This window comes from Promicromonospora umidemergens, assembly GCF_024171995.1.
Classification (GTDB): Bacteria; Actinomycetota; Actinomycetes; order Actinomycetales; family Cellulomonadaceae; genus Promicromonospora; species Promicromonospora umidemergens.
Map to the genome: position 1 here is coordinate 1 of NZ_JAMTCT010000011.1, position 25,545 is coordinate 25,545.

Annotated in this window: 23 protein-coding genes; 19 read left to right on the forward strand and 4 right to left on the reverse strand. The window is 71.1% G+C overall.

The features are described 5' to 3' along the window. Nucleotides 1–544: MBL fold metallo-hydrolase (locus APR04_RS17010; protein WP_253872232.1), on the reverse strand; the 544-nt coding region annotated here is incomplete at its 3' end. Between the two features lie 254 nt (nt 545–798). Between APR04_RS17010 and APR04_RS17015 the strand changes: the two genes are divergently transcribed. The 6 genes from APR04_RS17015 to APR04_RS17040 all read left to right on the forward strand — a co-directional run bounded on the left by APR04_RS17015 (nt 799) and on the right by APR04_RS17040 (nt 7,437). Then, nucleotides 799–1,962, forward strand: coding sequence for a hypothetical protein (locus APR04_RS17015; protein ID WP_253872233.1), 1,164 nt, complete (start codon nt 799–801; stop codon nt 1,960–1,962). Between the two features lie 159 nt (nt 1,963–2,121). Continuing rightward, on the forward strand, nt 2,122–3,654 hold the full coding sequence (locus APR04_RS17020; RefSeq protein ID WP_253872234.1) for a sensor histidine kinase: 1,533 nt from the start codon (nt 2,122–2,124) through the stop codon (nt 3,652–3,654). Continuing rightward, the gene (locus APR04_RS17025; protein WP_253872235.1) at nt 3,651–4,358 is read left to right on the forward strand and encodes a response regulator; all 708 of its coding nucleotides are present in this window, start codon (nt 3,651–3,653) and stop codon (nt 4,356–4,358) included. Before APR04_RS17020 ends, APR04_RS17025 begins: the two co-directional genes overlap by 4 nt. 98 nt (nt 4,359–4,456) lie before the next feature. Beyond that, nucleotides 4,457–6,157: a carbon starvation CstA family protein gene (locus APR04_RS17030; RefSeq protein WP_253872237.1), complete on the forward strand. Its 1,701-nt coding sequence runs from the start codon at nt 4,457–4,459 to the stop codon at nt 6,155–6,157. Nucleotides 6,158–6,160: 3 nt separating this feature from the next. Further along, nucleotides 6,161–6,442, forward strand: a complete 282-nt coding sequence (locus APR04_RS17035; RefSeq protein WP_253872239.1) for a cory-CC-star protein — start codon at nt 6,161–6,163, stop codon at nt 6,440–6,442. Further along, entirely contained in the window at nt 6,436–7,437 is a 1,002-nt protein-coding gene (locus APR04_RS17040) for an ArsA family ATPase (RefSeq protein ID WP_253872501.1), read from the forward strand. The genes APR04_RS17035 and APR04_RS17040 overlap by 7 nt, the downstream gene beginning before the upstream one ends. Before the next feature lie 5 nt (nt 7,438–7,442). Here APR04_RS17040 and APR04_RS17045 read toward each other — a convergent pair whose 3' ends face one another. Then, nucleotides 7,443–8,438 carry a helix-turn-helix transcriptional regulator gene (locus tag APR04_RS17045; protein ID WP_253872241.1) on the reverse strand — a complete coding sequence of 332 codons (996 nt, stop codon included), beginning with the start codon at nt 8,436–8,438 and terminating at the stop codon, nt 7,443–7,445. A gap of 90 nt (nt 8,439–8,528) precedes the next feature. Between APR04_RS17045 and APR04_RS17050 the strand changes: the two genes are divergently transcribed. Continuing rightward, entirely contained in the window at nt 8,529–9,767 is a 1,239-nt protein-coding gene (locus APR04_RS17050) for an FAD-dependent oxidoreductase (RefSeq protein ID WP_253872243.1), read from the forward strand. Nucleotides 9,768–9,884: 117 nt separating this feature from the next. Here the strand turns inward: APR04_RS17050 and APR04_RS17055 are convergent, their stop codons facing one another. Beyond that, on the reverse strand, nt 9,885–10,577 hold the full coding sequence (locus tag APR04_RS17055; protein ID WP_253872245.1) for a hypothetical protein: 693 nt from the start codon (nt 10,575–10,577) through the stop codon (nt 9,885–9,887). A gap of 385 nt (nt 10,578–10,962) precedes the next feature. Between APR04_RS17055 and APR04_RS17060 the strand changes: the two genes are divergently transcribed. The 10 genes from APR04_RS17060 to APR04_RS17105 all read left to right on the forward strand — a co-directional run bounded on the left by APR04_RS17060 (nt 10,963) and on the right by APR04_RS17105 (nt 22,779). Beyond that, the gene (locus APR04_RS17060; RefSeq protein ID WP_253872246.1) at nt 10,963–11,862 is read left to right on the forward strand and encodes an ABC transporter ATP-binding protein; all 900 of its coding nucleotides are present in this window, start codon (nt 10,963–10,965) and stop codon (nt 11,860–11,862) included. Nucleotides 11,863–11,879: 17 nt separating this feature from the next. Continuing rightward, complete coding sequence (locus tag APR04_RS17065; RefSeq protein WP_253872248.1) at nt 11,880–13,127, forward strand: ABC transporter permease; 1,248 nt, start codon at nt 11,880–11,882, stop codon at nt 13,125–13,127. Beyond that, the gene (locus APR04_RS17070) at nt 13,124–14,890 is read left to right on the forward strand and encodes an outer membrane protein assembly factor BamB family protein (protein ID WP_253872250.1); all 1,767 of its coding nucleotides are present in this window, start codon (nt 13,124–13,126) and stop codon (nt 14,888–14,890) included. Before APR04_RS17065 ends, APR04_RS17070 begins: the two co-directional genes overlap by 4 nt. Before the next feature lie 32 nt (nt 14,891–14,922). After that, on the forward strand, nt 14,923–16,653 hold the full coding sequence (locus APR04_RS17075; protein ID WP_253872252.1) for an outer membrane protein assembly factor BamB family protein: 1,731 nt from the start codon (nt 14,923–14,925) through the stop codon (nt 16,651–16,653). A gap of 32 nt (nt 16,654–16,685) precedes the next feature. Then, entirely contained in the window at nt 16,686–18,350 is a 1,665-nt protein-coding gene (locus APR04_RS17080) for an outer membrane protein assembly factor BamB family protein (RefSeq protein WP_253872254.1), read from the forward strand. Nucleotides 18,351–18,426: 76 nt separating this feature from the next. Continuing rightward, complete coding sequence (locus APR04_RS17085; RefSeq protein ID WP_253872256.1) at nt 18,427–19,212, forward strand: deoxyribonuclease IV; 786 nt, start codon at nt 18,427–18,429, stop codon at nt 19,210–19,212. Between the two features lie 69 nt (nt 19,213–19,281). Next, nucleotides 19,282–19,788 (forward strand): hypothetical protein, encoded by a 507-nt coding sequence (locus APR04_RS17090; RefSeq protein WP_253872258.1) that lies wholly within the window; start codon nt 19,282–19,284, stop codon nt 19,786–19,788. A gap of 322 nt (nt 19,789–20,110) precedes the next feature. Next, nucleotides 20,111–20,620, forward strand: coding sequence for a DUF6879 family protein (locus APR04_RS17095; protein WP_253872260.1), 510 nt, complete (start codon nt 20,111–20,113; stop codon nt 20,618–20,620). 23 nt (nt 20,621–20,643) lie between these two features. After that, nucleotides 20,644–21,450: a helix-turn-helix domain-containing protein gene (locus APR04_RS17100; RefSeq protein ID WP_301312654.1), complete on the forward strand. Its 807-nt coding sequence runs from the start codon at nt 20,644–20,646 to the stop codon at nt 21,448–21,450. A 63-nt stretch (nt 21,451–21,513) separates the two neighbouring features. Then, the gene (locus tag APR04_RS17105) at nt 21,514–22,779 is read left to right on the forward strand and encodes an HAD family hydrolase (protein ID WP_253872264.1); all 1,266 of its coding nucleotides are present in this window, start codon (nt 21,514–21,516) and stop codon (nt 22,777–22,779) included. On the opposite strand, the gene APR04_RS17110 is transcribed toward APR04_RS17105, so the two are convergent. Next, nucleotides 22,742–23,332, reverse strand: coding sequence for a TetR/AcrR family transcriptional regulator (locus APR04_RS17110; protein ID WP_253872266.1), 591 nt, complete (start codon nt 23,330–23,332; stop codon nt 22,742–22,744). The genes APR04_RS17105 and APR04_RS17110 overlap by 38 nt on opposite strands. Nucleotides 23,333–23,481: 149 nt before the next feature. Here APR04_RS17110 and APR04_RS17115 point away from each other — a divergent pair, with 149 nt between their 5' ends. Further along, complete coding sequence (locus APR04_RS17115) at nt 23,482–24,042, forward strand: hypothetical protein (RefSeq protein WP_253872268.1); 561 nt, start codon at nt 23,482–23,484, stop codon at nt 24,040–24,042. Between the two features lies 1 nt (nt 24,043). Further along, nucleotides 24,044–25,516: a dihydrolipoyl dehydrogenase family protein gene (locus tag APR04_RS17120; protein WP_253872270.1), complete on the forward strand. Its 1,473-nt coding sequence runs from the start codon at nt 24,044–24,046 to the stop codon at nt 25,514–25,516. Nucleotides 25,517–25,545 lie beyond the last annotated feature (29 nt).

Genomic DNA, 25,545 nt, shown 5'->3' on the forward strand with positions numbered 1-25,545 from the left:
CGGACGCCCAGTGCGCCACGCAGGAGCCCGGGAAGTGACCGCCGGGCTGGCTCAGCGTGACACCCGGCAGGATCTCGCGGTCGCCCCGCCACAGCTCGACGGCGTCGTCGGACCGGGCCAGCCAGTGCGCGTCGGCCTCGCTGACCAGGATCGGTACCCCGCCGAGCCGGCGGCTCCACTCGACCTGCACGCCGTACATGTGCGGGTGGCTCGCCACGATGTACGCGAGACCGCCCAGGCCCTGGACCGCAGCCACGGCGGCGTCGTCGACGTAGCCCGGGACGTCGAACATCAGGTTCCCCCGCGCCGTCCGGACGACCTTCGCGACGGGACCGATGCCGACGTCGGGCACCGTGGTGAGCCCGAACAGGTCGGGTTCCAGCTCCCTGACGGCGATGCTCTGCCCCTCGGCCGCGAGCTCTTCCAGCGTCGTCCAGCGCTGCCCGTCGGCGGGCACCCACTGGCGTTCGTCGGCGCAGACGGCGCACACGTCGGGCCGGGACTCATGCTCCACGCCGCACGTGCGGCAGATCCAGAACGTCATTCGACTGCTCCCCTTCGTCGACCTCGTGCTCGGTCACGATGCGCCTCGGCGTGCGCCGTGTCCAGCACATTCGTCCGACCGCGAAGGCCCTGGGCGGTCCCCCGACCGCCAGTCCGTCCGCGCGCCGCACGGCGCGCCGCCGGGTGAATCGTTTCGGATCGCCGCCTGGTCTGGCGCTGGAGCCACGTGGTCCATACGCTCGTGGCCACGTGTCTCTACATCGTTGTAGGGCTGGTTCTCAAGGAGGAGTGACCATGGCACCAACGTCACCACGTCGCCCGCGGCTTCTCGCCGCCGGGGCAGCGGCACTGTCGGTAGTCGTCTCCCTGCTCGCCGCGCCGGGGGTCGCGGCAGCGCCGACCAGCGCGCCGCCCACGACGGCGTCGCCCAACGCCACGACGTCGGACGTCGCACGGGCGGCTGCCTGCGGCGACGGCGCTGACGCTCTCGTCACCGGCAGCCAGTCGTCAGGGTTCACCGCCACCTACCACGGGCAGACCGTCTACCAGGGCGAGTACTACATCACCGCGATCTGGGAGGCGATCGGCGCGCTCGACCCGGGTCGCACCAGCCAGGAGAAGGTGTCGGTCATGGCCAGCGCCTGGATCGGCAACAACACGATCGACCTGCCGAGCCACACGGCGTTCGAGGTCTGCGGAACCCTCGACACCGGATACGTCGCCGGACGGGGCGCGATCCAGGCGATCGGGGTCCAGGACGTCTCCATCCCCACCCTGAACCTGACGGGCGCCCCGTACTTCGGCCTGCGCTTCGCCGACGTCGACGACCTGCACCTCGGCCAGATCGACCTGCGGATGACCGGCGGTATCGGCATCCGTTTCGAGCGTGACCTGCCAGGCAGCTCGAACGTCCGCATCGACTCCGTCTACGCCTCCGGCATGCCGGGCCACGCGATCGAGACCTGGCACATCGACGGCCTGCGGATCGGCACCGTCACCGCGCGGAACGTCGGTGAGTCAGGGCTGCTGATCCAGGGGACGAGCAACGCCACCATCGGGACGGTCGACGGCGAGAACGTCGGTACGGGTACCGGCTACGCCACCTTCCGCATGGCCAACGACAACGGGCCGAACGTCACCGTGGACCGCGTGCGGTCACGCGGCGGCGGCCGAGGCGTGTTCTGCGTGTCCAACTCGCGGGGCGCCCGGATCAACAGCGTCGACCTCGCGAACACCGGCAACAACTCGATCCTCATCGAGAACTGCTCGGACATCACCGTCGCTGGCGGGACCGTCAACGGGGGCGGCGAGGTGCGGCTCGCGGCGCGCTCGGAGTTCCCCAACAACCGGAACATCCACATCGCGCTTCGTGTGGACAACACCTCCGTGCGGGAGTCGCCGTGCGGGGAGAACACCACGTGGAACCTGAGCGGGAACGGTTCCCGCAACATCTGCTGACCCGGCCTCGCAGGCGCGCGTAGGCGACCAGAACGGGGTTGTGCTCCGGATCAGGCTCAGCCGGATCACAACCCCGTTGTCGCCTTCCTGGACGCTCAGGTTCGCCGGCTCCCCCTTCAGGCGGAAGCGGTCGCGTCCCGGAGTTCCTACCCTGGGGGCATGGTCCATGCCCCACCCCGGTCCGAGACACGGCCGCCCGACGGCGATCGACCCGCCGTCGCGGGTCCTGACGTACTCCGACCTGCCGGGCGCCTGGCGGGCCTCCTCGACTGGTTCGGCGTCGACGCCGACTGGGAGCGGGTCCCCGCGGGCCCCGACGCCTACCGCAAGGACCTGCTGCTGGGTGCCGGGTTCGCCGTGCTCGCGGCCATCTCCGTGGAGCTCGGCCGCAGCATGGGGATCTTCGAGGGTGCGCGCGAGCCGCTGTGGCTGATCATCCTGCTCGCGGTGGTGAGCACGGCCCCCTTGGCGTGGCGCCGTCGCTACCCCCTGGTGTCGCTCGCGCTCGTGTACGGGTTGTGGCTCGGGCTCGGCCTGACGATCAGCGCGATCACGGTGCTCATGCCGATGCAGGTCATGTATTTCGTCGCGCTGTTCACGGCCGTGGCCTGGGCGCGGGACCGGCGGGCGATGCTCGTGGTGGTCAGCGTCTGCGTGCTGATGATGTTCACCTGGCTCATCTGGATGTTCGCGGTGCAGCAGGGCATGGAGATGCTCCTCGAGGAGTTCCCGACGCGCGCGGACTGGCCCGGCCTGATCGAGCCGTATCTCGCGAACGCCGTCTACCAGCTCATCACCAACATCGCGTTCTTCGGCGGCGCGGTGGTGGCGGGCCAGATGCAGTGGAACGCGGCGCGACGCCGGCGGCAGCTCTCCGACCAGGCGGACACCATCGAGAGACAGGCCGCAGCCCTCACGGACCAGGCCATCGTGGCCGAGCGGGTGCGGATCGCGCGCGAGCTGCACGACGTCGTCGCCCACCACGTGTCCGTGATCGGCATCCAGGCCGCCGCCGCCCGCCGCGTGCTCGACCGCGACCCGGCCCGGACGGCTGAAGCGCTCGTCACGATCGAGCGTGAGTCGCGCGAGGGGGTCGCGCAGATGCGCAACCTGGTGGGGACGCTCCGCTCCGTGCCCGACGGCGGCGCGCGCGACGATCCGCCGGGCCCGGACGGCGGCGGCTCGCGGGCGCCGGAGCCGGGCCTGGCCGATCTTCCGGCACTGACCGCCGCGGACCACGACGGCCTCGACACGACGTTCCGCCAGGTCGAGGAGCCGCCGGGTACCGCAGCCGACGTCACGGATCCCATGGGGCTCAGCCTCTACCGCACCGCCCAGGAGGCGATGGCGAACGTGCGCAAGCACTCGACGGCCCGGTCCGCGACGGTCACGCTGCGCGTGGTGCGGGCTCCCGAGGCCATAGCGGGTCAGCAGTTCGAGCACGGTTTCGCCGAGGTGGAGGTGCTCGACGACGGGCGGCCGCGCCGCGGGACGTCCGGCTCCGGGCTCGGGCTGCTCGGGATCCGCGAGCGTGCGGCGACCCATCAGGGCGTCGTCGAGATCGGCACCCGGGCGACCGGAGGATTCCGGGTCCGGGTGCGGCTGCCGCTGCCCGCGCCCGATTCCGAGGGCCGCAGCGCCCCCGGCCCCGCCGCCCACACCGCAACCACAGCATCGGGGAGTGACGCGTGATCCGGGTCCTGCTCGTCGACGACCAGGCGCTCGTGCGCTCCGGCTTCTCGCTCATCCTCTCGGTGGAGGACGACTTCGAGGTGGTCGGTGAGGCTCCCGACGGCGCCGCGGCGATCGAGCTGACCCGTGAGGTGCGCCCGGACATCGTGCTCATGGACGTGCAGATGCCAGTCATGGACGGGATCGAGGCCACGCGCCGGATCGTCGCGGAGGACCTCGCGAAGGTGCTGGTGCTGACGACGTTCGACCACGACGAGTACGTGTTCGACGGGCTCGCGGCCGGCGCGTCGGGGTTCCTGCTGAAGAACTCGGACGCGGAGCACCTCGTCGAGGCCGTACGGACCGTGGCAGCCGGGCACGCGCTGCTCGCGCCGCAGATCACCCGCCGTGTGATCGAGCAGATGGTGGCGGGGGAGCGACCGCTGCCGGGTGATACGGGCGCTCTTCGGCAGGCTGGGGGAGCTGCCGCGGGAGCCCGGCCCCGGCCGACGGTCGAGGTGCCGGACGGCCTTGCACTCCTCACCCCGCGGGAGCGTGAGGTGCTGGAGCTGGTGGGCACCGGGCTGTCGAACGCTGAGATCGCCAAGACCCTGTACCTCGGCGAGGCGACGGTCAAGACCCACGTCTCGAACCTGCTGTCCAAGCTGCACGTGCGGGACCGGGTCCAGGCGGTGGTTCTCGCCCACCGCGTCGGGCTGGTGTGATGGCGGGACAGGCCGACCGGTCAACCCTCTGTATAGGTAACCATCGAAACTAGTATGGTGTGCCGGTCCCCCGTCGACGATGACCCTGGAGGCCCCCCGTGAACTCCCTCGTCCTGGCCGTCATCGGTATTGCACTGATGCTCGCCGGATATCTGCTGTACTCCAAGTTTCTCGGTAAGAAGGTTTTCCGACTCGACCCCGCCTTCAAGACCCCTGCGCACGAGCTGAACGACGGTGTGGACTACGTCCCCACCAACAAGTTCGTGCTCTGGGGCCACCACTTCACCTCCGTCGCAGGCGCAGCCCCCATCGTGGGCCCCGCCGTGGCCGTGATCTGGGGCTGGCTGCCCGCGGTCCTGTGGGTAACCATCGGCACCGTCTTCTTCGCAGGCATGCACGACATGGGCGCCCTCTGGGCCTCCCAGCGCCACAAGGGCCAGTCGATGGGCATGCTGTCGGGCAAGTACATCGGCACGCGCGGCCGCGCCCTGTTCCTCGTCGTGATCTTCCTGCTGCTGCTCATGGTCGTTGCCGCGTTCGCCGTGGTCATCAAGAACCTGCTGATCAGCACGCCGTCGTCGGTCATCCCGGTGTGGGGCGCGATCCTCGTGGCCCTCGTGATCGGCCAGATGATCTACCGCTGGAAGATCAGCCTCCTGCTCACCACCATCATCGGAGTCGTGGCGCTGTACGCGCTGATCATCGTCGGCGACGCCAACGCGATAGTCCTGCCCGACCCGATCCTCGGCATGTCGCCGGCGACCTTCTGGATCGTGGCGCTGTTCGTCTACGCGGGCATCGCGTCCCTGCTGCCGGTGTGGGTGCTGCTGCAGCCACGCGACTACATCAACGGCGTCCAGCTCTTCATCGGCCTGGGCATCCTGTTCGGCTCGGTGCTGCTGTCGGCCCCGGCGATCGTCGCCCCGGCGATCAACCAGAACGTCCCGGAGGGCACGCCGCCGCTCGTCCCGCTGCTGTTCGTGACGATCGCCTGCGGCGCCATCTCGGGCTTCCACGGCATGGTGTCCTCCGGCACGTCGTCGAAGCAGCTCGACAAGGAGACCGACTCGCGGTTCGTCGGCTACTTCGGTGCCGTGGGCGAAGGGCTGCTGGCTCTCGGCGCGATCATCGCCGCGACGGCCGGCTACCGGACGCTCGCCGACTGGGAAGCCGTCTACACCGCGTTCAACGAGGGGGGCGTGGCGGCATTCGTCGAGGGCGGCGGCAACATCCTCAATGCCGGCCTCGGCATCCCCCTTGGCCTGTCGGCCACGATCCTTGCCACCATGGCCGTCCTGTTCGCGGCGACCACCATGGATACCGGGGTACGCCTGCTGCGCTTCGTGGTCCAGGAGGCGGGCGAGCTCGCGAAGGTCAAGATCGGCGGCCTGCTCGGCACGGTGATCGCGCTCGTCGTGTCCGTCGGCCTGGTGTTCAGCCTCGGGGCCGACGGCGAGGGCGGCATGCTGATCTGGCCGCTGTTCGGTACCACGAACCAGCTGCTGGCATCCCTGACCCTGTCGGTGATCGCCGTCATCCTGCTGCGGAAGAAGATCAACCCGTTGCCGGTCGTGATCCCGCTCGCCGTGGTCATGGTCATGTCGATCTACGCGCTGGTGCTCCAGATGGGCACGTTCTACGCCGAGCAGAGCTGGATGCTGCTGGTGCTCGACATCATCATCCTCATCGCCTCCCTCTGGGTGGCGCTGGAGGCGTTCATCGCCATGGGCAAGGCCCGCGGCGGTGTCGACGACGAGGACGACGCCGACAACAAGCCCGTCGCGAGCGTCGAGGGCTGACCTGTGCTCAGCCGCCGGTTCGGCACCGCCCGCCGGCGGCTGAGCGCTGTCTCCGAGGGGCTGCGCGAGTTCTACGTGGCGCCCTACCGCCGCACGTTCGCGCGGGCCCAGCGCGACGAGGATGATCTCTTCATGCTGCTCGTCCTGAGCGAGGCCCTCGGGGTGCCCAACCCGGCGTCGTACTACACGGTGGAGCTCCTGCCGCTCGTCTACGAGCGCGTGCACGAGTGGCACACCCGCATGGGCATGGACCGATCACCGCTGGCGGACGTCTCGTGCTGCTGACCGACGTCGTACGCGGTCGGCGCGTCCTGTTCCTTGGCGGGAAGGGTGGCGTCGGCAAGACCACGACGGCGTCCGCGCTCGCGCTCGCGCAGGCGCAGGCGGGGCGCCGGGTCCTGGTCGTCTCGACCGACCCCGCGCACAACCTCGGGCACCTGTGGCAGCGGGACGTGGGGGACGCCGTCGTGCCGCTGTGGCGGGCCGAGGTGCGATCCGACCCTTCGGACGGCACTGGGACGAGCGGCCGTGCGGGGCTCCTCGACGGGGTCGAGATCGATCCACGGCGTACGACCGACGCGCACCTCGCCCAGGTCGGGTCCACGCTGCGCCGCCTGATGCCGGACCACCTGGCCAAGGAGGTCGACCGGCATCTCGACCTCGCCAGGGACGCTCCGGGGACGCACGAGGCAGCGGTGCTCGAGCGGATCGCCGACGCCGTGGAGACGGGCCTGGCCGACTACGACCTCGTCGTGTTCGACACCGCGCCGTCGGGACACACCGCCCGGCTCATGGCGCTGCCCGAGACGATGTCCGCCTGGACCGAGGGTCTCTTGCGGCGGCGGGACCGGGCCGACAAGTTCTCCGGCGCCCTGTCCGGGCTCGGCGTGCGTGACCCGAAGGCGGAGCGGGACAGCGAGATCCGGCGCACTCTGCTGCGCCGCAGGGAGCGCTTCGAACGTCTGCGGTCGGTGCTCACCGACCCGGAGACGACGTCGTTCCTGCTGGTGCTGGCCGCGGAGCGGCTGCCGGTGCTGGAGACCGTCGAGCTGGCCGGGACCCTGCGGAAGCTCGGTGTGCCGGTGGGTGGTCTGGTCGTGAACAAGCGCTCGCCCGACGGCGCGGGCGGGCTGCTCGCGGCCCGGCGCGCGCACGAGGACGAATGGCTCGCCGTGCTGGACGCCGAGCTGGGTGACCTGCCGCGCGTCGAGTGCGAGCTGCTGCCGGGCGAGGTCACGGGCGCTGCGGGGCTGGAGCAGTTCGGCGCGGCGCTACGGTAGGAATGTCAGCGATCGTTGACACCTCTCCACCGCTGCGCGAGACGCCGGCCGGCGTCGACGAGCTCGGGCGGCTCCAGCTCGGAGAGGTCTGCGTCGAACGTGGCGAGGATCCCGGCGACGCCCGCCCAGGACCACGCGCCGATGGTGAGCCGGGAGTGGTGGTCGTCGAGGTGCTCGACGACCGACCCGCCGGGCGCCCACCGGGCGACGGTCTCGGCCGGGAGCTTGATCCGAGCCGTCCCCACGCACTCCCACGCTGCGACGGTGTCGCCTCGGTCGTGCGTGGTCATGACGAAGTGGGCGACGTCGCCGCCCGGCACCTCTCGCGGCGCGAACCGGGTTCCGGTGGCGGTGTGGACATGGAGGCGGTCGACGCGGTGCACCCGCCACGTGTCGTCGGCCAGGTCGTAGCCCACGAGGTACCACCGCCCGGCCCAGACGACCAGATGGTGCGGTTCGAGGCGCCGTGGCGGGGCGAAGTCGGCAGCACGGGGATCCGGACGGGTGCCGTCGGCCCGTAACGCGTCGAAGACGAGCACGTGCTGCTGCCGGACCGCGCTGCCGACGGCCTTCAGCGCACCCGGTGCGATAGGTGGCCCCGGGAACTCCCAGTAGTTCCGCAGCGTGGTCAGGCGGAGCTTCTCCATGGTGGACCGCAGCGCCGGGGGAACCACCTGCTTCAGGGTGTCTGCCGCTCGTGCCGCGTCCTCGCCCAGACCGAGGACGCTGGTAGAGGCGGTCTGCAGGGCGACGGCGACGGCCAGGGCCTGTTCGTCGTCGAACAGCAGCGGCGGCAGCGGATGGCCGGTGCCGAGCTGGTACCCGCCGGCCGGGCCACGAACGGTCGCCACCGGGTAGCCGAGCCGCCGCAGGGTCTCGACGTCCCGCCGGACCGTGCGCTCGCTGACGTCGAGGCGAGATGCGAGCTCGCCGAGCGACCAGCGCCGACGTGCGGCGAACAGGGACAGCAGCTGCAGAGTCCGTCGCGAGGTGTCGGCCACCACCGCAGCATGCAGGTACTGGACACTCCGAGTCCACTACTGGTGGCACGGTCCCGGTGTTCAGTCCTACCAAGGAAGGGTCGTACCGGAATGCGCACCATCATCGTCGGCGGCGGGATCGGTGGCCTGGCGCTCGCTGCCGGGCTGCGCCGGCAGGGGTTCGACGCGGCGGTCTTCGAGCAGGACGTCGACGCGGCGGTGACCGGGGGCTACCACATCACCCTCGACGGCCCCGCGCAGTCAGCGCTGCGGGAGCTGGTCGAGCCGGAGATCTTCGAGCGGGTCCTGGCGTCGGCGTCGGCGCTGCGACTCAGAGAACCGGACGCGTTCTGGGACCGTCGGGGCAGGCTTCTGGGCCACGGGCCAGACCTGAGCGACGATCCCGCCGTGGACATCGACCGGATCACCCTGCGGCTCTTGCTGGCCGAAGCGGCCGGTGACAGCCTCCACCTGGGCCGGACGGTCACCGGGATCGGACGGTCCGGGGACGGCAGACCGGAGGCGACGCTCGCCGACGGGTCCTCCACGACCGGTGACCTGCTGGTGGGCGCGGACGGGGCGCACTCGCTCGTCGCCCGGCACCTGGCCGGCGGCCCCACCAGCCGGCCGGCGGGCATCATCGGCTTCTCCGGCAAGACCTCCGCCCAGGACCTCAGCCCGGGCGAACAGGTGCGGCTCGGCCCGCGATCAGGCATGGCGATCGGTCCGCGGGGGGCGGCGCTCTACGTCGGGTTCCTCGACCCGGTAGGGAACGCGGTCCTGGACGCGCCGGGCCTGCGAGCCGCGGTCACGACCGGTCCCAGCTACATCTGGGGCGCCATGTTCCCCGAGTCCCCGCAGACCAGCCTGCTGCGCGGCACGACGGGAGCCGCGCTGCGCGACGCGCTGCTGACTCGTCTCCGGCAGCACGGCTGGAGCGAACGCCCGCTCGAGGTGATCGCCCGGTCCGACGTGAACAGCGTGGCCGCGTTCAGGTTCAACGCCGCCTCGACCCGCGCTCGCGACCTGGCCCCATGGCCGGCCGGGCCGGTCACCGCGCTCGGAGATGCCGTGCATGCGACGCCGCCGACCGCCGGGATGGGCGCCGGCGCCGCCATCCGCGACGCGGCGAGCCTGGTGAACCACCTCTGCGACGTCCGTGCCGCCACGACCACGCTCTCGGTCGCGGTGAGCCGATTCGAGGCAGACATGCGTCTTCGTGGCGGCGTCATGCTGACGTTGGCGATGAAGACTGTCCGGTTGATCCTGGCTACCGATACCCGATTCGGTGCAGCCGTTACGGGAGCTGGATTACCGGCACTGGCCGCTGTTCGCCGGATAAGGCGCTGAATCGCCGATATGTTCCTTTATCGGTAGCCTCGAGAAATCACAGAGAAGCGCACACCTTATGTATGAGCCTCGCTTCTTTGTGGTCGGCGGCGCGGGATCCTCGCTCGATAGACCGAACTATTCGGTCGGTCCCGTGGACGGCTCTGCCCCCGGTTCTGTCACGGGCTCCTCCGACGGCTCTGTGGTCGGCTCCACGGTCGGCTCGGCCGGCGGGGGCTCGGTCGGCTCCTCTGCCGGCGGGCCGACGGGCTCCTCCGACGGCGGGTCGGTCGGCTCCGGCGTCGGCTCCGGCGTAGGGGTCGGAGTGGGCTCCGGCGTGGGCGTGGGCGTGGGGGTAGGGGTCGGCTCGGGCGACTGCGCCGGCGGTGTGGTCGGTCCCTGTGTCGGCGGCGGCGTCGGCTTCACCGTTGGCCGGTCCGAGGGTGCCTCGGGGATGCTGGGCCAGGTCCCGTTGCCGACATCGACGGCCGGCGGGGGCCTCATCGTGAAGGGGCTGCCCGGCTGGTCCGTGTACGAGTCGGCCATGTGCTTGGGCGTGTACGTCGCCGCGGGCGGTGGCGTGTACGTGAACAGGCTCCCCTGCGGCGCACGGTTCGAGCGCACGTCGACCGTGCTGTTCTTGCCCGGGCGGGACGTGGGATCGCGCTTCACCATCATGGGCGGCAGACCCTGCAGCGCATCGGGCGCGACGGGTGCGGCCGTCGTCTCACGATCCTGGTCCTGCCCGGGCTGCACTGCTACGGCACCCACGATCCCCGCCGTCAGCACCATGGCTGCGGCTGTTCCTGTGACGATCAAACGGTTGCGCACGCTTAGCTCCCCCTGCGGGTCAGATACTGCCTTGTGCCCCTCTGCTGTGACGTTTCGGCGCTGGTGCGCCGAACCGCGAGACATCCTCCGGAGCGCGGTGCTCAATCTCCGGGGATGGACTGTCGAACCGTTCAACGCCGCTGTCGTTCTCACGGCGTTCCGGACGGGACAATACGTGGCAGATTGCCGACGGCAACCGGGGCCTGTAATAAGGCGCACGTAACCGTGGTCGGCAGAAAGTCGCGAGATCGGCAACTCGAAATACCGATCTCCTGGCAATCTGCCGACTACCTGGGCGAATATGCGCAGAGGCCATCCATGAGGGGGAGGGGGAGTCCACCTTCCGGCGGATCCCCTGCCGGCGTCGGGCTCATAGCGTGCTCGCATGAGCGATCTGGAGGTGCGGGACCTGACCCGCGTGTTCTCGACGGGCGGCACGTCCCGGCGAGCGGTGGACGGCGTGAGCTTCACGGCTTCGTCGGGCCTGCTCACGGGGTTCGTGGGCGGTAACGGCGCCGGCAAGACGACGACCATGCGCATGATCATGGGCGTGCTGGCGATCACGAACGGCGAGGTGCGGTTCGGCGGTGTGCCGGTCACCCGGCACGATCGCCGCGAGTTCGGGTACATGCCGGAGGAGCGCGGCCTCTACCCGAAGCAGCCGGTGCTGGAGCAGCTGGTCTATCTGGCACGGCTGCGCGGGATCGCGGCCCCGGTCGCACGGCGCGAGGTGCTGGAGCATCTCGACCGGCTCGGCCTCGCGGACCGGTCGAAGGACCACGTGGAGAAGCTGTCGCTGGGAAACCAGCAGCGCGTGCAGATCGTCGCGGCGATCATGGGACAGCCGAAAGCGCTCGTCCTCGACGAGCCGTTCAGCGGCCTGGACCCCGCGGCCGTCGACACCATGGTGGACCTGCTGCGCGAGCACACCCGGCGCGGGGTACCCGTGCTGTTCAGCTCGCACCAGCTCGACCTCGTGGAGCGGCTGTGCGAGCGGCTCGTGATCCTGGGCGGCGGCAAGGTCCTCGCGAACGGCACCCCCGACGACCTGCGGTCCCAGGGCGTGACGCGGCACCGGCTGGTGCTCTCGGGCGACGCCGGTTTCGTGCGCGGCGTGCCGGGCGTGCTGGCCGTCGACGTGGACGGCCCGTCAGCACTGGTCGAGGTGCACGACGACGCAGCGGCCGGCCGCCTCCTGTCCGCCGCCCTCGAGCGCGGCGCGGTCAAGGAGTTCTCCCCCGTACGGCCGACACTGGCCCAGATCTACCGCGAGGTGACGGCATGAGCCGGAATGGGAACCGCATGAGCCGGAACGAAGCGGCAGGCGCGGGCAGGAGAGGAGATGGGGCGAGCAACGCATGGATGATCGTGGCGACCCGCGAGATCGTGGTCCGGGCGCTCAACAAGGGATTCCTGATCGGTCTCGCGGTGACCGTCGCCATGATCGGCGGGCTGATCGGCTTCACGGCCTACCTGGACGGCCGCACCCAGTCGTTCGACGTAGCGGTCGTCGCGAGCGACGAGTCGGCGTCGACCGCGCTGGAGTCCGCAGCCGCCGAGGCGGCGTCGGACGACCAGAAGATCGAGCTGAGCGTGGTGCGCGTGGACTCAGCTGCCGCGGCTGAGACGGCCCTCGACGAGGAGACCGCCGACGCGTGGCTCAGCTCCGCCGCCGCGGCCGGCGCCGACGGCTGGACCCTGTCCGGCTGGCGGGAGCCCGACGGAGAGCTCACCCAGCTGATCGAGACCACGGTGCGCGACCAGGTGCTCGCCGGCCACGCGGTCGACGCCGGAACCACGATGGATGCCCTCACGGCGGGCAGCGAGGTCGAGACCGAGCGCCTCGACGGCAACCCGGTCGACCCGCAGATCGTCTTCGTGGCCGGGTTCGTGCTCGCGTTCCTGTTCTTCATGGGGACCGTCGGGTCGGGCGCGATGATCGCCGGAAGCGTGATCGAGGAGAAGCAGTCCCGGCTGGTCGAGATCATCGCGACGGCCGTGCCGCTCCGGCAGCTGCTGGCCGGCAAGATCATCGGCAGCTCCGTGATCGCGCTGGGACAGAACCTCCTGCTCGCCGCCGTCGGACTCGTCGGGGCCTCGTTCACCGACCTGTCGGCGATCCTGCCCGCTATGACGACCACCATGCTCTGGTTCGTCGTCTTCTTCACCGTCGGGTTCGTCGCTGTCGCGGCCCTGTACGCGGTGGCCGGCTCGCTCGCGTCGCGCACCGAGGACCTCCAGTACACGACCAGCCCCCTGATGATGCTGCTCATGGGGGTGTACGTGGTGACGTTCTCGGCGGACGGCATGCTGGAGCGCGTCCTGTCCTACATCCCGCCGGCGTCCATCGTGTCGATGCCGGTGCGCGTGCTCAACGGCGACGCGCTCTGGTGGGAACCGCTCGTGTCGCTCCTCGTCCTCGTCGTGACGACGCTCGGGGCGTTGCTCCTGGCCGAACGGGCCTATCGCGGGGCGCTCATGCAGACCGGCGGCCGGGTGACGTGGAAGACGGCACTGGCCGCGGAACGGGGCACTACCCTCGGGGCGTGACCGAACGCACCCCGCACGACGACGCCGCGCCCGGGAGCCGTGAGCCGTCGAAGGTGCACACCTTCGACCTGATCGACGAGGTTCCCGGCGTGTCCGACGGCGCCGACGCCGCCGACCCGGACGCCGCCGACCCGGATCTGAAGCAGCCGGACGCCGGGAAGGACCAGCCCGACGAGCCGGCTCCCCGTGAGCCCGGCCGGGTGGCGATCGCGCTCGCGGGCGCCCGCACCGCCGTCGGGCGGACGGCGCGGCGCGGCGGGGCAGCCGTCCGACGTCGGCTGCCCACCACCCGCCGCGGCAAGATCCTGCTGGTGGGTGGGACGGCGTCGGCGCTCGTGCTCGCGCTGTCGGCCGGGGTGCTGGTGAACGCTCAGCTGCGTGAGCGGGCACTCCTCGCCACTCCGGGCGGTGTGCGGAGCCTGGAGGTGAAGCCCACCGAGCAGTGGTCGGTCGACCTCGAGAACCCGATCGCCGCGACCCTGGTCGAGATGCCGGGGGTGCTGGCCATCGCCGGTGACGCGAAGGTCCGCGGCGTGGACCCGGCGTCGGGAGACGTGCGGTGGACCGTCGACGTCGGAGCGGACCCGCACTGCGGTCCGTCGACGCTCGGGAACGGCGGTCCGGTGGCGCCGGCCGACCCGCTGGTCTGTGTCGCCGCATCAGGTGACGGCGATGGCAACCAGGTCGTGACGGTCATCGACCGGGACGGCGCGGCGCGGACGCGTGAGCTCGACCCGGGCGCCGTGGTGCTGCCGACGGACGACGGCGGCCTCATCCACCTCGAGCCCACAGGCGGTGACCAGGAGCAGCGGCCCGTGGTGGTCGACAAGCTGGGTGCGCCGCACCTTCCGAAGGACTTCGTCGGACCGGACCTGACGGTTCGCGCGGAGGACGCGGCGACGGGCAGGGCACGCTGGAGCGACACCGTGGCCTTCGGCGCCCCGCGCCCCGACAGCTGTGTGACCTACGACGACAACGCCGCCCCGGTGCTGGACGTCGTCGGCGCCCTGGGCTGGGACCTGAACGGAAGTGTCCTGGAGGTCGGCGGCTGTGGCGTCTCGGCGGCGTTCCTGCTCGACGGCACCCGGCTCGACGACCCGGACGACACGGCCGACCCGCCGGCCGGCGGCGTGGACACCGCGTCGTTCGCGCCCCTGCCGGACGGCGGCTGGATCGGTCCCGATGCGGCGGCCGCCGACGTCACGATGCCCAACGACGTGGTGCACCTGCCGCACGGGGCGACCTTCCCGCTCTCCGGTCAGGTCCTGCTGCCCTGGGCCACCGACGGTCGTGACCCCGGCCTGCTCCTGGAGCGCGTCGGCATCCACGTCGAGGCCAGGTCTACCGCCGAGGGCGAAGCGGGGGCGCGGCTCTGGTCGGCGCCCGACCTCCGCGCGAAGCTCCTGCTGGCCAGGGTGTCGGGCACCGCCGTCGTCGTGGACGAGCGAGGCGCGGTGCGCGCCGTCGACCTCGGTACGGGCGCGGACCGCTGGACGCTCGACCCCGAGGTGCTCTCGTTCGGCGACCTGGTCTGGGCCGCGGAGTCGACGATCTTCGGGGCCTTCACGGATGGTGACACCCTGCTGCTCCCGGTGACCGCCGACCCGAGCGGCAGCGCCGCCGGTCTGCGCCTGCTCGCCGTGGATCTCGACGACGGCTCGGTGCGCTGGGAGATCGCCCAGGACACCCCGTACACCCAGCTGATCAGCGTCGACGGGTATCTCGCGCAGATCACGCAGCAGGGCGTGGTTGGCCTGGGCTGAGCTGCGCGATGCCCGGCGCTACGCTCTGCCGCATGGGGCGCGACCCGGACGAGGGTGATGCGTTCGTCTTCGACCTGGTCGACGACGACGCGGCTGCCGGTGCTGTGTCGGCGGACCCGGCCGGATCGCGCGCCGTGGCCGACGGCGTGGCCGGCGTGGTCGGCGTCAGCCTGGCAGACAGCTCGGAAGGTACCGGGCCTGCGGGAGCCGACCCGGCGGCGTCGGGCAGTGCCGGGCGGAGGCGTCGCGCGACCGCGCAGGTCGCGGCGGTCCTGGCGGTGGTGCTCGGGACCGGGCTCGCGGTCGAGGGCCTGCGGGACCACGCGCGGATCGAGCGGATGCGCGACATCCCAGGTGGCGTCGCCGATGTGTCGTCGCCCCTGGAGGAGACGTGGGCGTGGCGAGGGGCCGTCGGCCCCGGTGGTGGCACGACTGACGTCGCGGTGCTGGGCGACGTGCTGGCGTTCGAGTCCGACGGCGAGCTGGTCGCGCTGGACCCGGCCACGGGCGAGGAGGCCTGGACGGTCGAGCTGCGCGAGGACGCGGAGTGCGGGCCGACGGCCTCACCCATCCAGGGCGCTCTGGTGACCTCGTCGCTCGTGTGCCTGCAAGGCACGGGCGCCGAACGCGAGGTGGTCGTGGTGGGGCCGCGCGGAGCCTCCTCGGCCCCGCGAGCCCTCGATGCCACGGACACGCGCCGGCACGGGCCGCCTCGCGTCGGGCCGGAGGGGACGGTGCTGCGCGCGGAGCGGGTGGGGCCGCTGTCCGCGATCGACGTGGCGGGCGCCCGGTGCACCGACGGCGGCGAATGCACCGGTACGGTCGCGTCCGGCCGTGATCTCGTGCTCCGTGCCGAGGACGCGGCGACCGGCACGGAACGCTGGAAGGTGACGGTCCCGTTCCGGCCCGCGGACGCCACACAGTGCGCCCGTACGTTCGGCGGGTCCTGGAGCAGCTCGGAGAACCGCCTCGTGTTCAGCGGCATGCTCGCACCGGACGCCTTCGGCGGTTGGGCCGTGCCCGATCGCATCGACCTGAACGGCTGCGGCATCCAGGCGGGCGTCACCCCGGGCGGGGCGGTGCTCGGCGCGGAGCTCGAGCCGGGCACGGGCGGCGTGACCAGCCTTGGCGCGGGCCGGTACGCCGTGACGCGCTTCGACGGCGTGGTCCGCGCCACCCTGCATGCCGCCGACGGCGACGTGGTCGGCGAGGTCACCGGATACCCGCTCGCATCGCGGGCCACCGACGAGGCCCAGCCGGCGATGCTGCTCGGGGTGGACGAGCCCGGGCGGCGCCTGCGGGCCTACGGGCCGGACGGCACACCGCGGTGGGACATCACGCTGCAGTCGGGCGGCCAGGAGTTCCTTGCCCAGGTAGGTGACACCGCGGTGGTGACGACCGGGGCGGGCAGCGTGCGCGGCCTGGACCTCGCCACGGGCGCGGAGAAGTGGCTCTGGGACGGGCCGGACCCGGCCTCCGGAGGTGATGGCGGGTACTTCGGCGGCGTCTACGTGGCTCAGGCCTTCACCGACGGCGAGTCCGTGCTGCTGCTGGTCGAGAGCGACGCCGGCGGTGCGCTGGGCCTGGTGGCGCTCGACGCGGCCTCCGGTGCCGTGGTCTGGGACCGGCCCGGCGGCGGGGAGGCCGACGCGCTCGACCCGGCGGACGCCGACCCGGCCGGCCAGGGGGTCAGCGGCTCCCTGGTCGCGGTGGACGGTCACCTGCTGGAAATTACCCCCGGCGGCATCCGTGGCCTTGGGTGAAACGGGGAGCCTCCCGGCATACCCTCGACTGCATGGCACGTGATCCGGACCAGGGTGGCGCGTTCGTCTTCGACCTGGTCGACGACGACACGGCTGATCTCGAGGGACCGCTCGCCCGGTTCGGCACGGCCGCAGGGAGCGATCCGGACGGTGCCGAGACCGATACCGGCGGGCCGGCGACGTCGGCCGAGCTGGGCAGGAGGGCGCGGGCGTTCGCACCGGTCGCCGCGGTCCTGGCGATCGTGCTGGGCACTGGGTTCGCCGTCGACGGCCTGCGGGACGACCGGCGGATGGAGCGGATGCGTGACGCGCCTGGGGGCGTCGTCGACGTGTCGTCGCCGCTCGAGGAGACGTGGGCGTGGGACGGTACCGTCGGTTCCCCCCAGGCCACGGCCCAGGGACGAGGGAACGACGTGGCCCTGCTGGGTGACCTGCTCGCGTTCCAGTCCGGTCGTGAGCTGATCGCGCTGGACCCCGCGACGGGCGACGAGGCCTGGGTGATCCCGCTGGGCTCATTTCCGGACTGCGGGCCGACGGGCGCAGCCGGCTGGGACGAGGTCACGACACCGACCCTGGTGTGCTTGGCGGGGCCGCCCGAGGCCCGGGAGGCCATGGTGATCGGGCCGGACGGGGTCCTCGCGGGCGGCCGGCCTCTCGACGCCGCGGACGAACGCCGGTACGGGCACGCCCGCCCCGGCCCGGACGGCCTGGTGCTCCGCGCGAAGCGGGTGGGACCAGAACCGGCGGAGGGCAGCGGTGATGTCGAGTGCACGGAGTCGTGGGAGTGCACGGGTACCGTCGAGTCGGGTCGCGACCTCGAGGTCCGTGCCGAGGACGCCGTCACCGGCGAGGAGCGCTGGACCGCGACCGTCCCGTTCCGGCCGACGCCGGCCGACCAGTGCAACAGCTGGGCCGGCATGCCGTGGGACAGCACCGACAGCACGACGGACCTGGACGAGATGATCGACGCCGACTCGTTCGGCGCGCAGTTCACCGGTGGGCTCGTGCAGCTGCACGGCTGCGGCGTCACGGCCGGCCTGACGTCGGGCGGAGAGGTGCTCGGCCTGGAGATCGAGCCGGGGGCCGGCGGCGTGCTCAGCCTCCGCGCCGGTGGATACGTCGAGTACGAGTACGACGACGACGGCGTCCGCACCACGCTCTACGCGGCCGACGGCGGGGTGGTCGACGAGGTCGACGGCTATGTGAGCGAACCTGGCGCCGTGGACGGCCCCGAATCCACCCTCCTCCTCGCTTTCGGCGGCGAAGAATCGCGGCTGCGGGCCTACAGGACGGACGGCACGACGCTGTGGGACGCCCCGGTGCTGGACGGCGCCCAGGTCGTCATCGCTCAGGTGGCCGGGTCGGCGATCGTCGCCTCCTGGTCCGGGGCGGTGTACGGGCTGGATCTGGCGAACGGCGAGGAGCGGTGGACGTGGAACGCCACGGACCCGAACGACGAGGGGCCTGGCGACCTGTTCGTGACCCGGGGGTTCACCGACGGCCGGTCGGTGCTGCTGGTGACCCATGACGGAGCCGGCGCCACTGGGCTGGTGGCGCTCGACGCGCTCTCGGGTGAGCTGCTCTGGGAGCGGCCGGGATCGACCGATCCTGGCGACGCAGCGTTCATGAACGGGATGGTCGCCGTGGACGGCAACCTGCTGGAGATCACGTCCCACGGTGTGCGCGGGCTCGGCTGACGCGCGAGCTCCCACCGGTACCGCTGGCCGGGGTGCCGTCGCCGCCGTGTCGGTGTGCCGTTCTATGGTGGGGTCCATGGTGAAGATCGGCGCGCACGTGGACCTGACCGACGCGATCGGCGCGGCAAGGACGCTCGGCGCGGACACGGTGCAGGTGTTCCTCAGCGACCCGCAGGCGTGGAAGGTCCCTGACCTCCCGTACGAGGGTGGTGCGGAGGCCCTCCGCGCCGACGCCGCGGCAGCCGGCCTGGATCTGTACGTGCACGCCCCCTACGTGATCAACGTGGCGTCGACCAACAACCGGATCCGTATCCCGAGCCGCAAGCTGTTGCAGCAGATCATGGACGGCGCAGGGGCGATCGGTGCCAAGGGCGTCGTGGTGCACGGCGGGCACGTGACCGCGCAGGACGAGCCGGCCAAGGGCTTCGACAACTGGCGCAAGGCGATCGACTCCCTGGAGACCGACGTCCCGGTGCTCATCGAGAACACGGCGGGCGGGGACTACTCCATCGCGCGCCGCCTGGAGCGGATCGAGGCGCTGTGGGCGGCCGTGACCACGGCGAACGGCGGGGACAACGTCGGGTTCACCCTGGACACCTGCCACGCCTGGGCCGGCGGGATCGACCTCTCGACGGCGGTCGACCAGATCCGGGCCATCACGGGCCGCATCGACCTGGTGCACGCCAACGACTCCCGCGACGTCGCAGGGTCGGGGGCCGACCGGCACATCCACTTCGGCGAGGGCCTGATCCCGGAGGAGCTGCTGGTGGGGGTGATCGCGGCGGCGGGCGCGCCCGTCATCTGCGAGACCAAGGGCGACATGGCACCGGACATCGCCTGGCTGCGTGAGCGCCTGGCCTGACCTCGTTCGTACACCACCAACCACGGCCGGCGGGAGCGGTCCCGGCCGGGCGGGGGTTCAATGGCGGCCATGATGCGTAGGAAGTCGTCCACCGCCGTCGTCGCGGTCGTCCTGCTCGCCGCTCTCACGTCGTGCTCCCCGGGATCTGCGGACGGATCTCCTGCCGAGGACCGGCCCAGCGGGTCCGGCTCGGAATCACCGGCCTCCGCCTCCTCGCCGACTCCCACCGAGACGGCCACGCCGTCACCCTCGCCGACCGGGCCGTGCGCCGACGGGACGTGTGAGCTCGAGGTCGCCGTCGGAGACGTCGTGACAGTGCCGGAGACATACGGCCTCGGGCCGATCGAGGTGACAGCCATCACCAGCGAAGGGGTAGGGCTGGCCGCGCCGCTGACGGGGTCGGGCTATAGCGTCTCCGGCTGTTCCGGTGGCGGCGGCGTGTCGTCGGCCGGCGGTGGTGGCGTCGGGCTGACCTGCAGTGAGGGACCCGCCGCGACCATCAACGACGCCATGAGCCTCGAGGTCGTCGAGATCCGTGGCCCCGCCGCCGTCCTCCGTATCGAACCCGTCGGGTGACGATCGGCCCGGCCTGGGGCGCCTCCACGGAGACCTTTCCTGTTCTGGAAAGTCAGGGATCTTGACGTTGCGATCTCCGGGTCGGAAGCATTGAATGCGACACAGGATGAGGGGGAAGCTGTGAGCGCACCGCTGCGGAAGCTGTCAGGAGACCCGAGCTGCAAGAACGGTCAGTGCCCAACCTTGTGGGGCACTGACGACGACAAGGAGTATGTGGTGCAGGGTTACGTGATCACGGACCGCAAGCGCCTGGCCCAGTTGGATCTTCCTGAGGGCGAGACGGCTGTCGTGGTCCCGGCTGCCGTCCTTGAGGAGTATTTCCGTGCTCGTGGGTGAGGAGTTCGGTCATCTCTTCGAGTCCTTCGAGCGGACCGCGTTCAGGCTGGAGACGTTGGCCGTGTACGACGTGGAGGACGAGCGTGAGGAGATCGCGCGGTTCCTCGCGGGTCAGGACATGGGGCCCGAGTGGGACGACAACCCGTGGATCCGCTCTATGACTGACAAGGGCAAGAGCGTGTCCCGCGTCCATGTCCTTCGCTCGCCTCTGACGGACTACCTGCGCTACGAGCTGTCCGCCTATCCCGGGAACATCAAAGCCGGAGAGTCCATCGGGATCATCGACCTGGCCGAGCAACAGGTGACCGGTCTGCCTGGTCACGACTTCTGGCTGTTCGACGACCGCGAGGTGTACCGCATGCACTACACGCCCGAAGGCAAGTTCGTCGGCGCCGAGCTTCTGCCGGACAACCGGCTTGCGGAGTACCAGGGCTTCCGAGAGGTAGCACGGGCCCACGCCGCACCGTTCGCCTCGTACTGGGAGCGGCGCTCCTGACCACGGACTCCATCGGCAAGGCCCTGCGGGCACTGCGTGAGGCATCGGGACTGACCGGTGACGTGGTGGCCCGCAGGGCTTCTATGTCCGCGGGGAAGCTCTCGAAGGTCGAGAACGGCAGGACGCTGCCCACCGTGCAGGACGTCGACCTGATCCTGTCTGCGCTTGGTCTCTCGGAGGAGGTAAAGGAACAGTTCCTCGCCACCGCCCGAGCAGAGGTCACCGAGGCCATGGCATGGCGTCTCATGCGCCGCATGGGTCCGTGGAAGCACCAGAACACGATCAGGGCTATCGAGGCCAACACGGCCGTGCTCCGGCTGTTCCAAGGACAACTCGTCCCCGGACTGCTTCAGACGTCGGAGTACGCCACAGCGGTGTTCTCGCTGCCTCCCGCTCTACCGGAGGAGACGAGGACCCGGACGGTGGCGGCAAGGATGGAGCGCCAGGCCACTCTCTACGACGCCGGCCGCTCGTTCCACTTCGTGATCTGCGAGCACGTCCTGCGGTGGCTGGTTTGCGAGCCGGTCATCATGGCCGTTCAGCTCGACCGCCTTGTCTCCCTGTCCCGGCTGCCCAACGTGACCATCGGTGTCGTACCCCAGGTGGGCCGGATGCCTGACTTTCCGATGACCTGCTTCAGCATGCACGACGACCGGCTCGTGCTCGTCGAGACGTTTCACTCGGAGGTCACGACGCGGGACCCGCGGGACATACAGACCTACGTGGACACTTTCGAACGGTTCGTCGCAGTGGCGCTCTACGGGGATGACATGCGCGCCCTGGTCGAGACCATCCGGGACGGTTTCTTGCCTCAACAGGAAAGAACCTAGGGTCGCACCCTCGATTCCCGAAAGATGAGTCGTGATGAGACCGACGTCGGGAAGGTGCACGTCATGACCCAGTCGCAGAAGGCCCCGGGCCGCGCGGACGAGGCAGAGCAGATCGCCCGCGTCCTCGGATTGGACTCACCGGTGGACCGCCGGATGTTCGTCCCTGGACACACAAAGCGGCGCATGGTCGCTCTCGACATCGATGGGACGCTTCTCGACCACGATGGGAAGGTGCCCGCGGGCACGGTCGATGCGCTGGATCTGGTACGGGCTGCCGGGCATGAGGTAGTCCTGGCGACCGGCCGGTCGCTCGTCGGGCTGATGCCAGTCGCAACGAGGCTGGGCCTCGTCGACGGGTTCGCGGTCTGCTCGAACGGAACCTTGACCGTGCGTCTGGATCCGAGCATCCCTTCCGGGTACGTGATCGACGACGCCCGCCGGTTCGACCCCGGCCGGGTGATCCGGCGGGCTCTGGAGCTGGTGCCGGGGGTGCGCGTCGGGGTCGAAGAGGTCGGCTGGGGCTGGAGGGTGAACGCCCTGTTCGACGCGGGAATGCTCAACGGACCGCAGAAGCAGACACCCGTCGCCGAGCTGTGCGCCGCACCAGCGACCCGGGTAGCGCTCCACAGCCCTGGGATCACCCAACACCTGCGCACCTTGGCGGCTACCGGTGTCACGGCCACGCCGGCGGGTACCGACTGGGTCGACCTCACCGTGGCCGGGACGAGCAAGGCCACCGCCCTCGAACGACTCCGGCAGCGCCTCCGCATCCCGTCGCGGGCCACGGTCGCGGTCGGAGACGGGCACAACGATCGCGACATGTTCGGCTGGGCGAGGCGCTCGTACGCGATGGGACACGCCGCGCAGGCCGTGCGGGACGCTGCGGACGCGGTCACCGGCACGATCGCCGAGCACGGCGCCGTGACCGTCCTGCATTCCTTGCTCCCCGCTGACGTGGACACCGGTTCGTTGTCGCGGTTGGCTGCCCAGCTTGCCATCGCCGTCCACACCGCATCCAGCCCCGCCGTCGTCCGCGTCTGGCACGGACCGCGGGCCGTCCTTGCCCGCTGCGAAACCTGGACTCGCCAGAACGGCACCTGGGGCAAGCACGCTCCCATCCCCGCCGGTATCGGAGCGACCATGCGGGGCATCGAGACCGCCGCGCGAGAGGCCGGACTGCTCTACCCCCGAGGCGACGAAGGCCGCCGTCGAGCTCACTGGCACACCAGCGTCCCCGACGACGGACCCGCGGGATTCGAGCTGCCGATGGCAGGCCGGGACGACGAGCCGGTTAGTTCGGCAGTGGCTGGCGCTCCGCGCAGCGAATGACCGCCTGGCAGCTGCGGAGGAACGAGGCCGCGATCTTGGTGGGGTCGCCCAGGTAGCCGGCGACCATGACCCCGTCGCGCAGCAGCATCAGGTCGTCGGCCACGGCGGCGGGATCGGCCAGCCCGAGCGGGGCGACGAGCCGCCCGAACGCGCTGGTCCACCAGTCGCGATGCGTGTCGACGACCTTGCGGACGGTGCTGTCCGGATCGGGGTACTCGGCGGCGGCGTTGATGAACGGGCAGCCGCGGAACCCAGGGGCGCACGCGGCCATCCCTGCGTGCTCTGACATCAGGCGCAAGGAGGCGTCGACGTCTCCGTCACCGTGGGCGATGGCGGCGTCCACGCCGTTTCGCTCGAGCTCCGCGCGGGACTCGAGGTACGCGACGATCAGGTCGTCCTTGCTCTGGAAGTGACGGTAGAACGTCACCTTCGTGGTGCCTGCCCGATCGATGACCTTGTCCACGCTCACGGCGCGCAGCCCGTTCGCATAGAACAGCTCGCTCGCCGCCTCGATCAGGCGTTCCCGCATCGACCCTTGCACGGTCGCGATCATACGTGGCTCCTCTCGTCGCTCCCTTGCGCTGGACGGGCGTCGCTGTGTACTGTCCCAGCAGGTGGAGTTACTAGTCATTCTACCTAGAGATATGCGCCCCGGGGAAGAGCACCAAGCCCTGAACCACGGCCCTCACCGAAAGGAACCTCATGTCCACCACCGCGGAAGTCTCCGCCGTAGCCACCGCTACCTCGTTGCGGAACCTGTACTTCGTCCGGTTCGGCTTCGCCATCGTCTGGGCGGTAGGGATGTTCGCCGTCGGCAAGAGCCTCGGCCCGGTCACTATCGCGCTGCTGGTGCTGTACCCGCTGTTCGACGTCGCAGCGGCCGTCGTCGACTTCCGGTCCTCGAAGACCGCACGGCCCACCGTCGGCCTGTACCTCAACATGGCCCTCAGCCTGCTCACGGCGATCGGGCTGGCCGTCGCCGTGACCTCCGGGATCCCCGCGGTACTACGGGTGTGGGGCGTCTGGGCGGTCACGGCGGGCATCGTGCAGCTCGTCGTCGCGATCCGCCGCTACGGGCTCGGCGGCCAGTGGGCCATGATTCTCAGCGGCGCCATCTCCGTCCTGGCCGGCTCGAGCTTCTACCTCTCGGCAGGCGGGCCGAAGGCGATGCTGACCTCGGTCGCCGGGTATGCGGTCCTGGGCGGCGTCTTCTTCCTGGTCTCCGCGCTGCGCCTGCACCGTGTCGCGAAGAAGGAGAGCTGAGATGACCGAGACGACTGGGACGACTGGGGCGACCGAGAACGTCTTCGACGTCGTGGTGATCGGTGCCGGACCGGTCGGCGAGAACGTCGCCGACGGCGTCGTCAAGGGCGGCCTCTCCGTGGCGGTCGTGGAGAGCGAGCTGGTCGGCGGGGAGTGCTCCTACTGGGCCTGCATGCCCACCAAGGCCCTCCTGCGGGACGCCGCCGCGCTGCGCGCCGTCCGGAGCCTGCCCGGGGCGAGGGCCGCCGTGACCGGAGAGCTGGACACGGCCGCCGTCCTGGCGCGCCGCGACGCCTTCGCCTCGCACTGGCACGACGACGGCCAGGTCGCCTGGCTGGACCACGCCGGGATCTCCCTCGTGCGGGGCGTCGGGCGGATCAGCGCCGCCCGCACGGTCGAGGTCACCGACGCGGACGGGCGCACCACGGTGCTGAGGGCACGGCACGCGGTGGTCGTCGCCACCGGCAGCAGCGCCCGCATCCCGCAGATCCCCGGGCTGGCCGACGCTGCGCCGTGGACCAGCCGGGAGGCCGCGGCCGCCCAGACCGTCCCCGGGCGGCTGGCGATCGTCGGCGGCGGCGTCGTGGGGACCGAGATGGCTACCGCGTACGCGGCCCTCGGTGCGCAGGTGACGCTGATCGCCCGTGACGGGCTGCTCCCCACCGTCGAGTCGTTCGCGAGCGACCTGGTGGCCGAGACGCTCAAGGCGCAGGGCGTGGCGCTGCACCTCCTGACCGAGCCCGTCAGCGTCCGTCGCGACGAGGCCGGGACGGTACGCCTCACCCTCGCCGACGGCACGACGCTCGAGGCCGACGAGGTGCTGGTCGCCACCGGCCGCACGCCGAACACCGGCACGGTCGGCCTGGACCAGGTCGGGCTCACCCCGGGGGACTGGCTGCACGTCGACGACTCGCTGCGCGTCCTGGGCAGTGACGGCACACCCGTCGCCGGCGGCTGGCTCTATGCCGCCGGCGACGTCAATCACCGTGCTCCGCTGACGCACCAGGGCAAGTACCAGGCCCGCGCGCTGGGCGAGACCATCGTCGCCCGCGCGAACGGCACCCCCGTCGACACCGCTCCCTGGGGCCGGCACGCGGCGACCGCCGACGAGCGCGCGGTCCCGCAGGTGATCTTCAGCGATCCGGAGATCGCCACCGTCGGCCACACCGCCGCCTCCGCCGAGGCCGCGGGGATCCGCGTACGGGCCGTCGAGCACGACCTCGGCGCGGTGGCCGGCGCCGCGCTGCACGCCGACGGGTACACCGGCCGCGCCGGCATGATCGTCGACGAGGACCGGAAGGTGCTGGTCGGCTTCACCGTCGTCGGCCCCGACGTCGCGGAGCTGCTCCACGCCGCCACGATCGCCGTCGCCGCGGAGGTACCGATCGACCGGCTGTGGCACGCCGTCCCTGCCTATCCCACCCTCAGCGAGGTCTGGCTCCGCCTCCTGGAGACCTACGGAAGGCGCGCCTAGGGACTCTTGGCGTGGGCGCGATCATTGCG

Excerpts from the sequence above, each read along its gene's own strand:
- APR04_RS17065 (WP_253872248.1), top strand. The coding sequence starts at position 11,880 with ATGAGCCGGAACGAAGCGGCAGGCGCGGGCAGGAGAGGAGATGGGGCG.
- APR04_RS17060 (WP_253872246.1), top strand. The coding sequence starts at position 10,963 with ATGAGCGATCTGGAGGTGCGGGACCTGACCCGCGTGTTCTCGACGGGC.
- APR04_RS17120 (WP_253872270.1), top strand. The coding sequence starts at position 24,044 with ATGACCGAGACGACTGGGACGACTGGGGCGACCGAGAACGTCTTCGAC.
- APR04_RS17050 (WP_253872243.1), top strand. The coding sequence starts at position 8,529 with ATGCGCACCATCATCGTCGGCGGCGGGATCGGTGGCCTGGCGCTCGCT.
- APR04_RS17115 (WP_253872268.1), top strand. The coding sequence starts at position 23,482 with ATGTCCACCACCGCGGAAGTCTCCGCCGTAGCCACCGCTACCTCGTTG.
- APR04_RS17110 (WP_253872266.1), bottom strand. The coding sequence starts at position 23,332 with ATGATCGCGACCGTGCAAGGGTCGATGCGGGAACGCCTGATCGAGGCG.
- APR04_RS17020 (WP_253872234.1), top strand. The coding sequence starts at position 2,122 with ATGGTCCATGCCCCACCCCGGTCCGAGACACGGCCGCCCGACGGCGAT.
- APR04_RS17105 (WP_253872264.1), top strand. The coding sequence starts at position 21,514 with ATGACCCAGTCGCAGAAGGCCCCGGGCCGCGCGGACGAGGCAGAGCAG.
- APR04_RS17075 (WP_253872252.1), top strand. The coding sequence starts at position 14,923 with ATGGGGCGCGACCCGGACGAGGGTGATGCGTTCGTCTTCGACCTGGTC.
- APR04_RS17090 (WP_253872258.1), top strand. The coding sequence starts at position 19,282 with ATGATGCGTAGGAAGTCGTCCACCGCCGTCGTCGCGGTCGTCCTGCTC.
- APR04_RS17080 (WP_253872254.1), top strand. The coding sequence starts at position 16,686 with ATGGCACGTGATCCGGACCAGGGTGGCGCGTTCGTCTTCGACCTGGTC.
- APR04_RS17015 (WP_253872233.1), top strand. The coding sequence starts at position 799 with ATGGCACCAACGTCACCACGTCGCCCGCGGCTTCTCGCCGCCGGGGCA.
- APR04_RS17085 (WP_253872256.1), top strand. The coding sequence starts at position 18,427 with ATGGTGAAGATCGGCGCGCACGTGGACCTGACCGACGCGATCGGCGCG.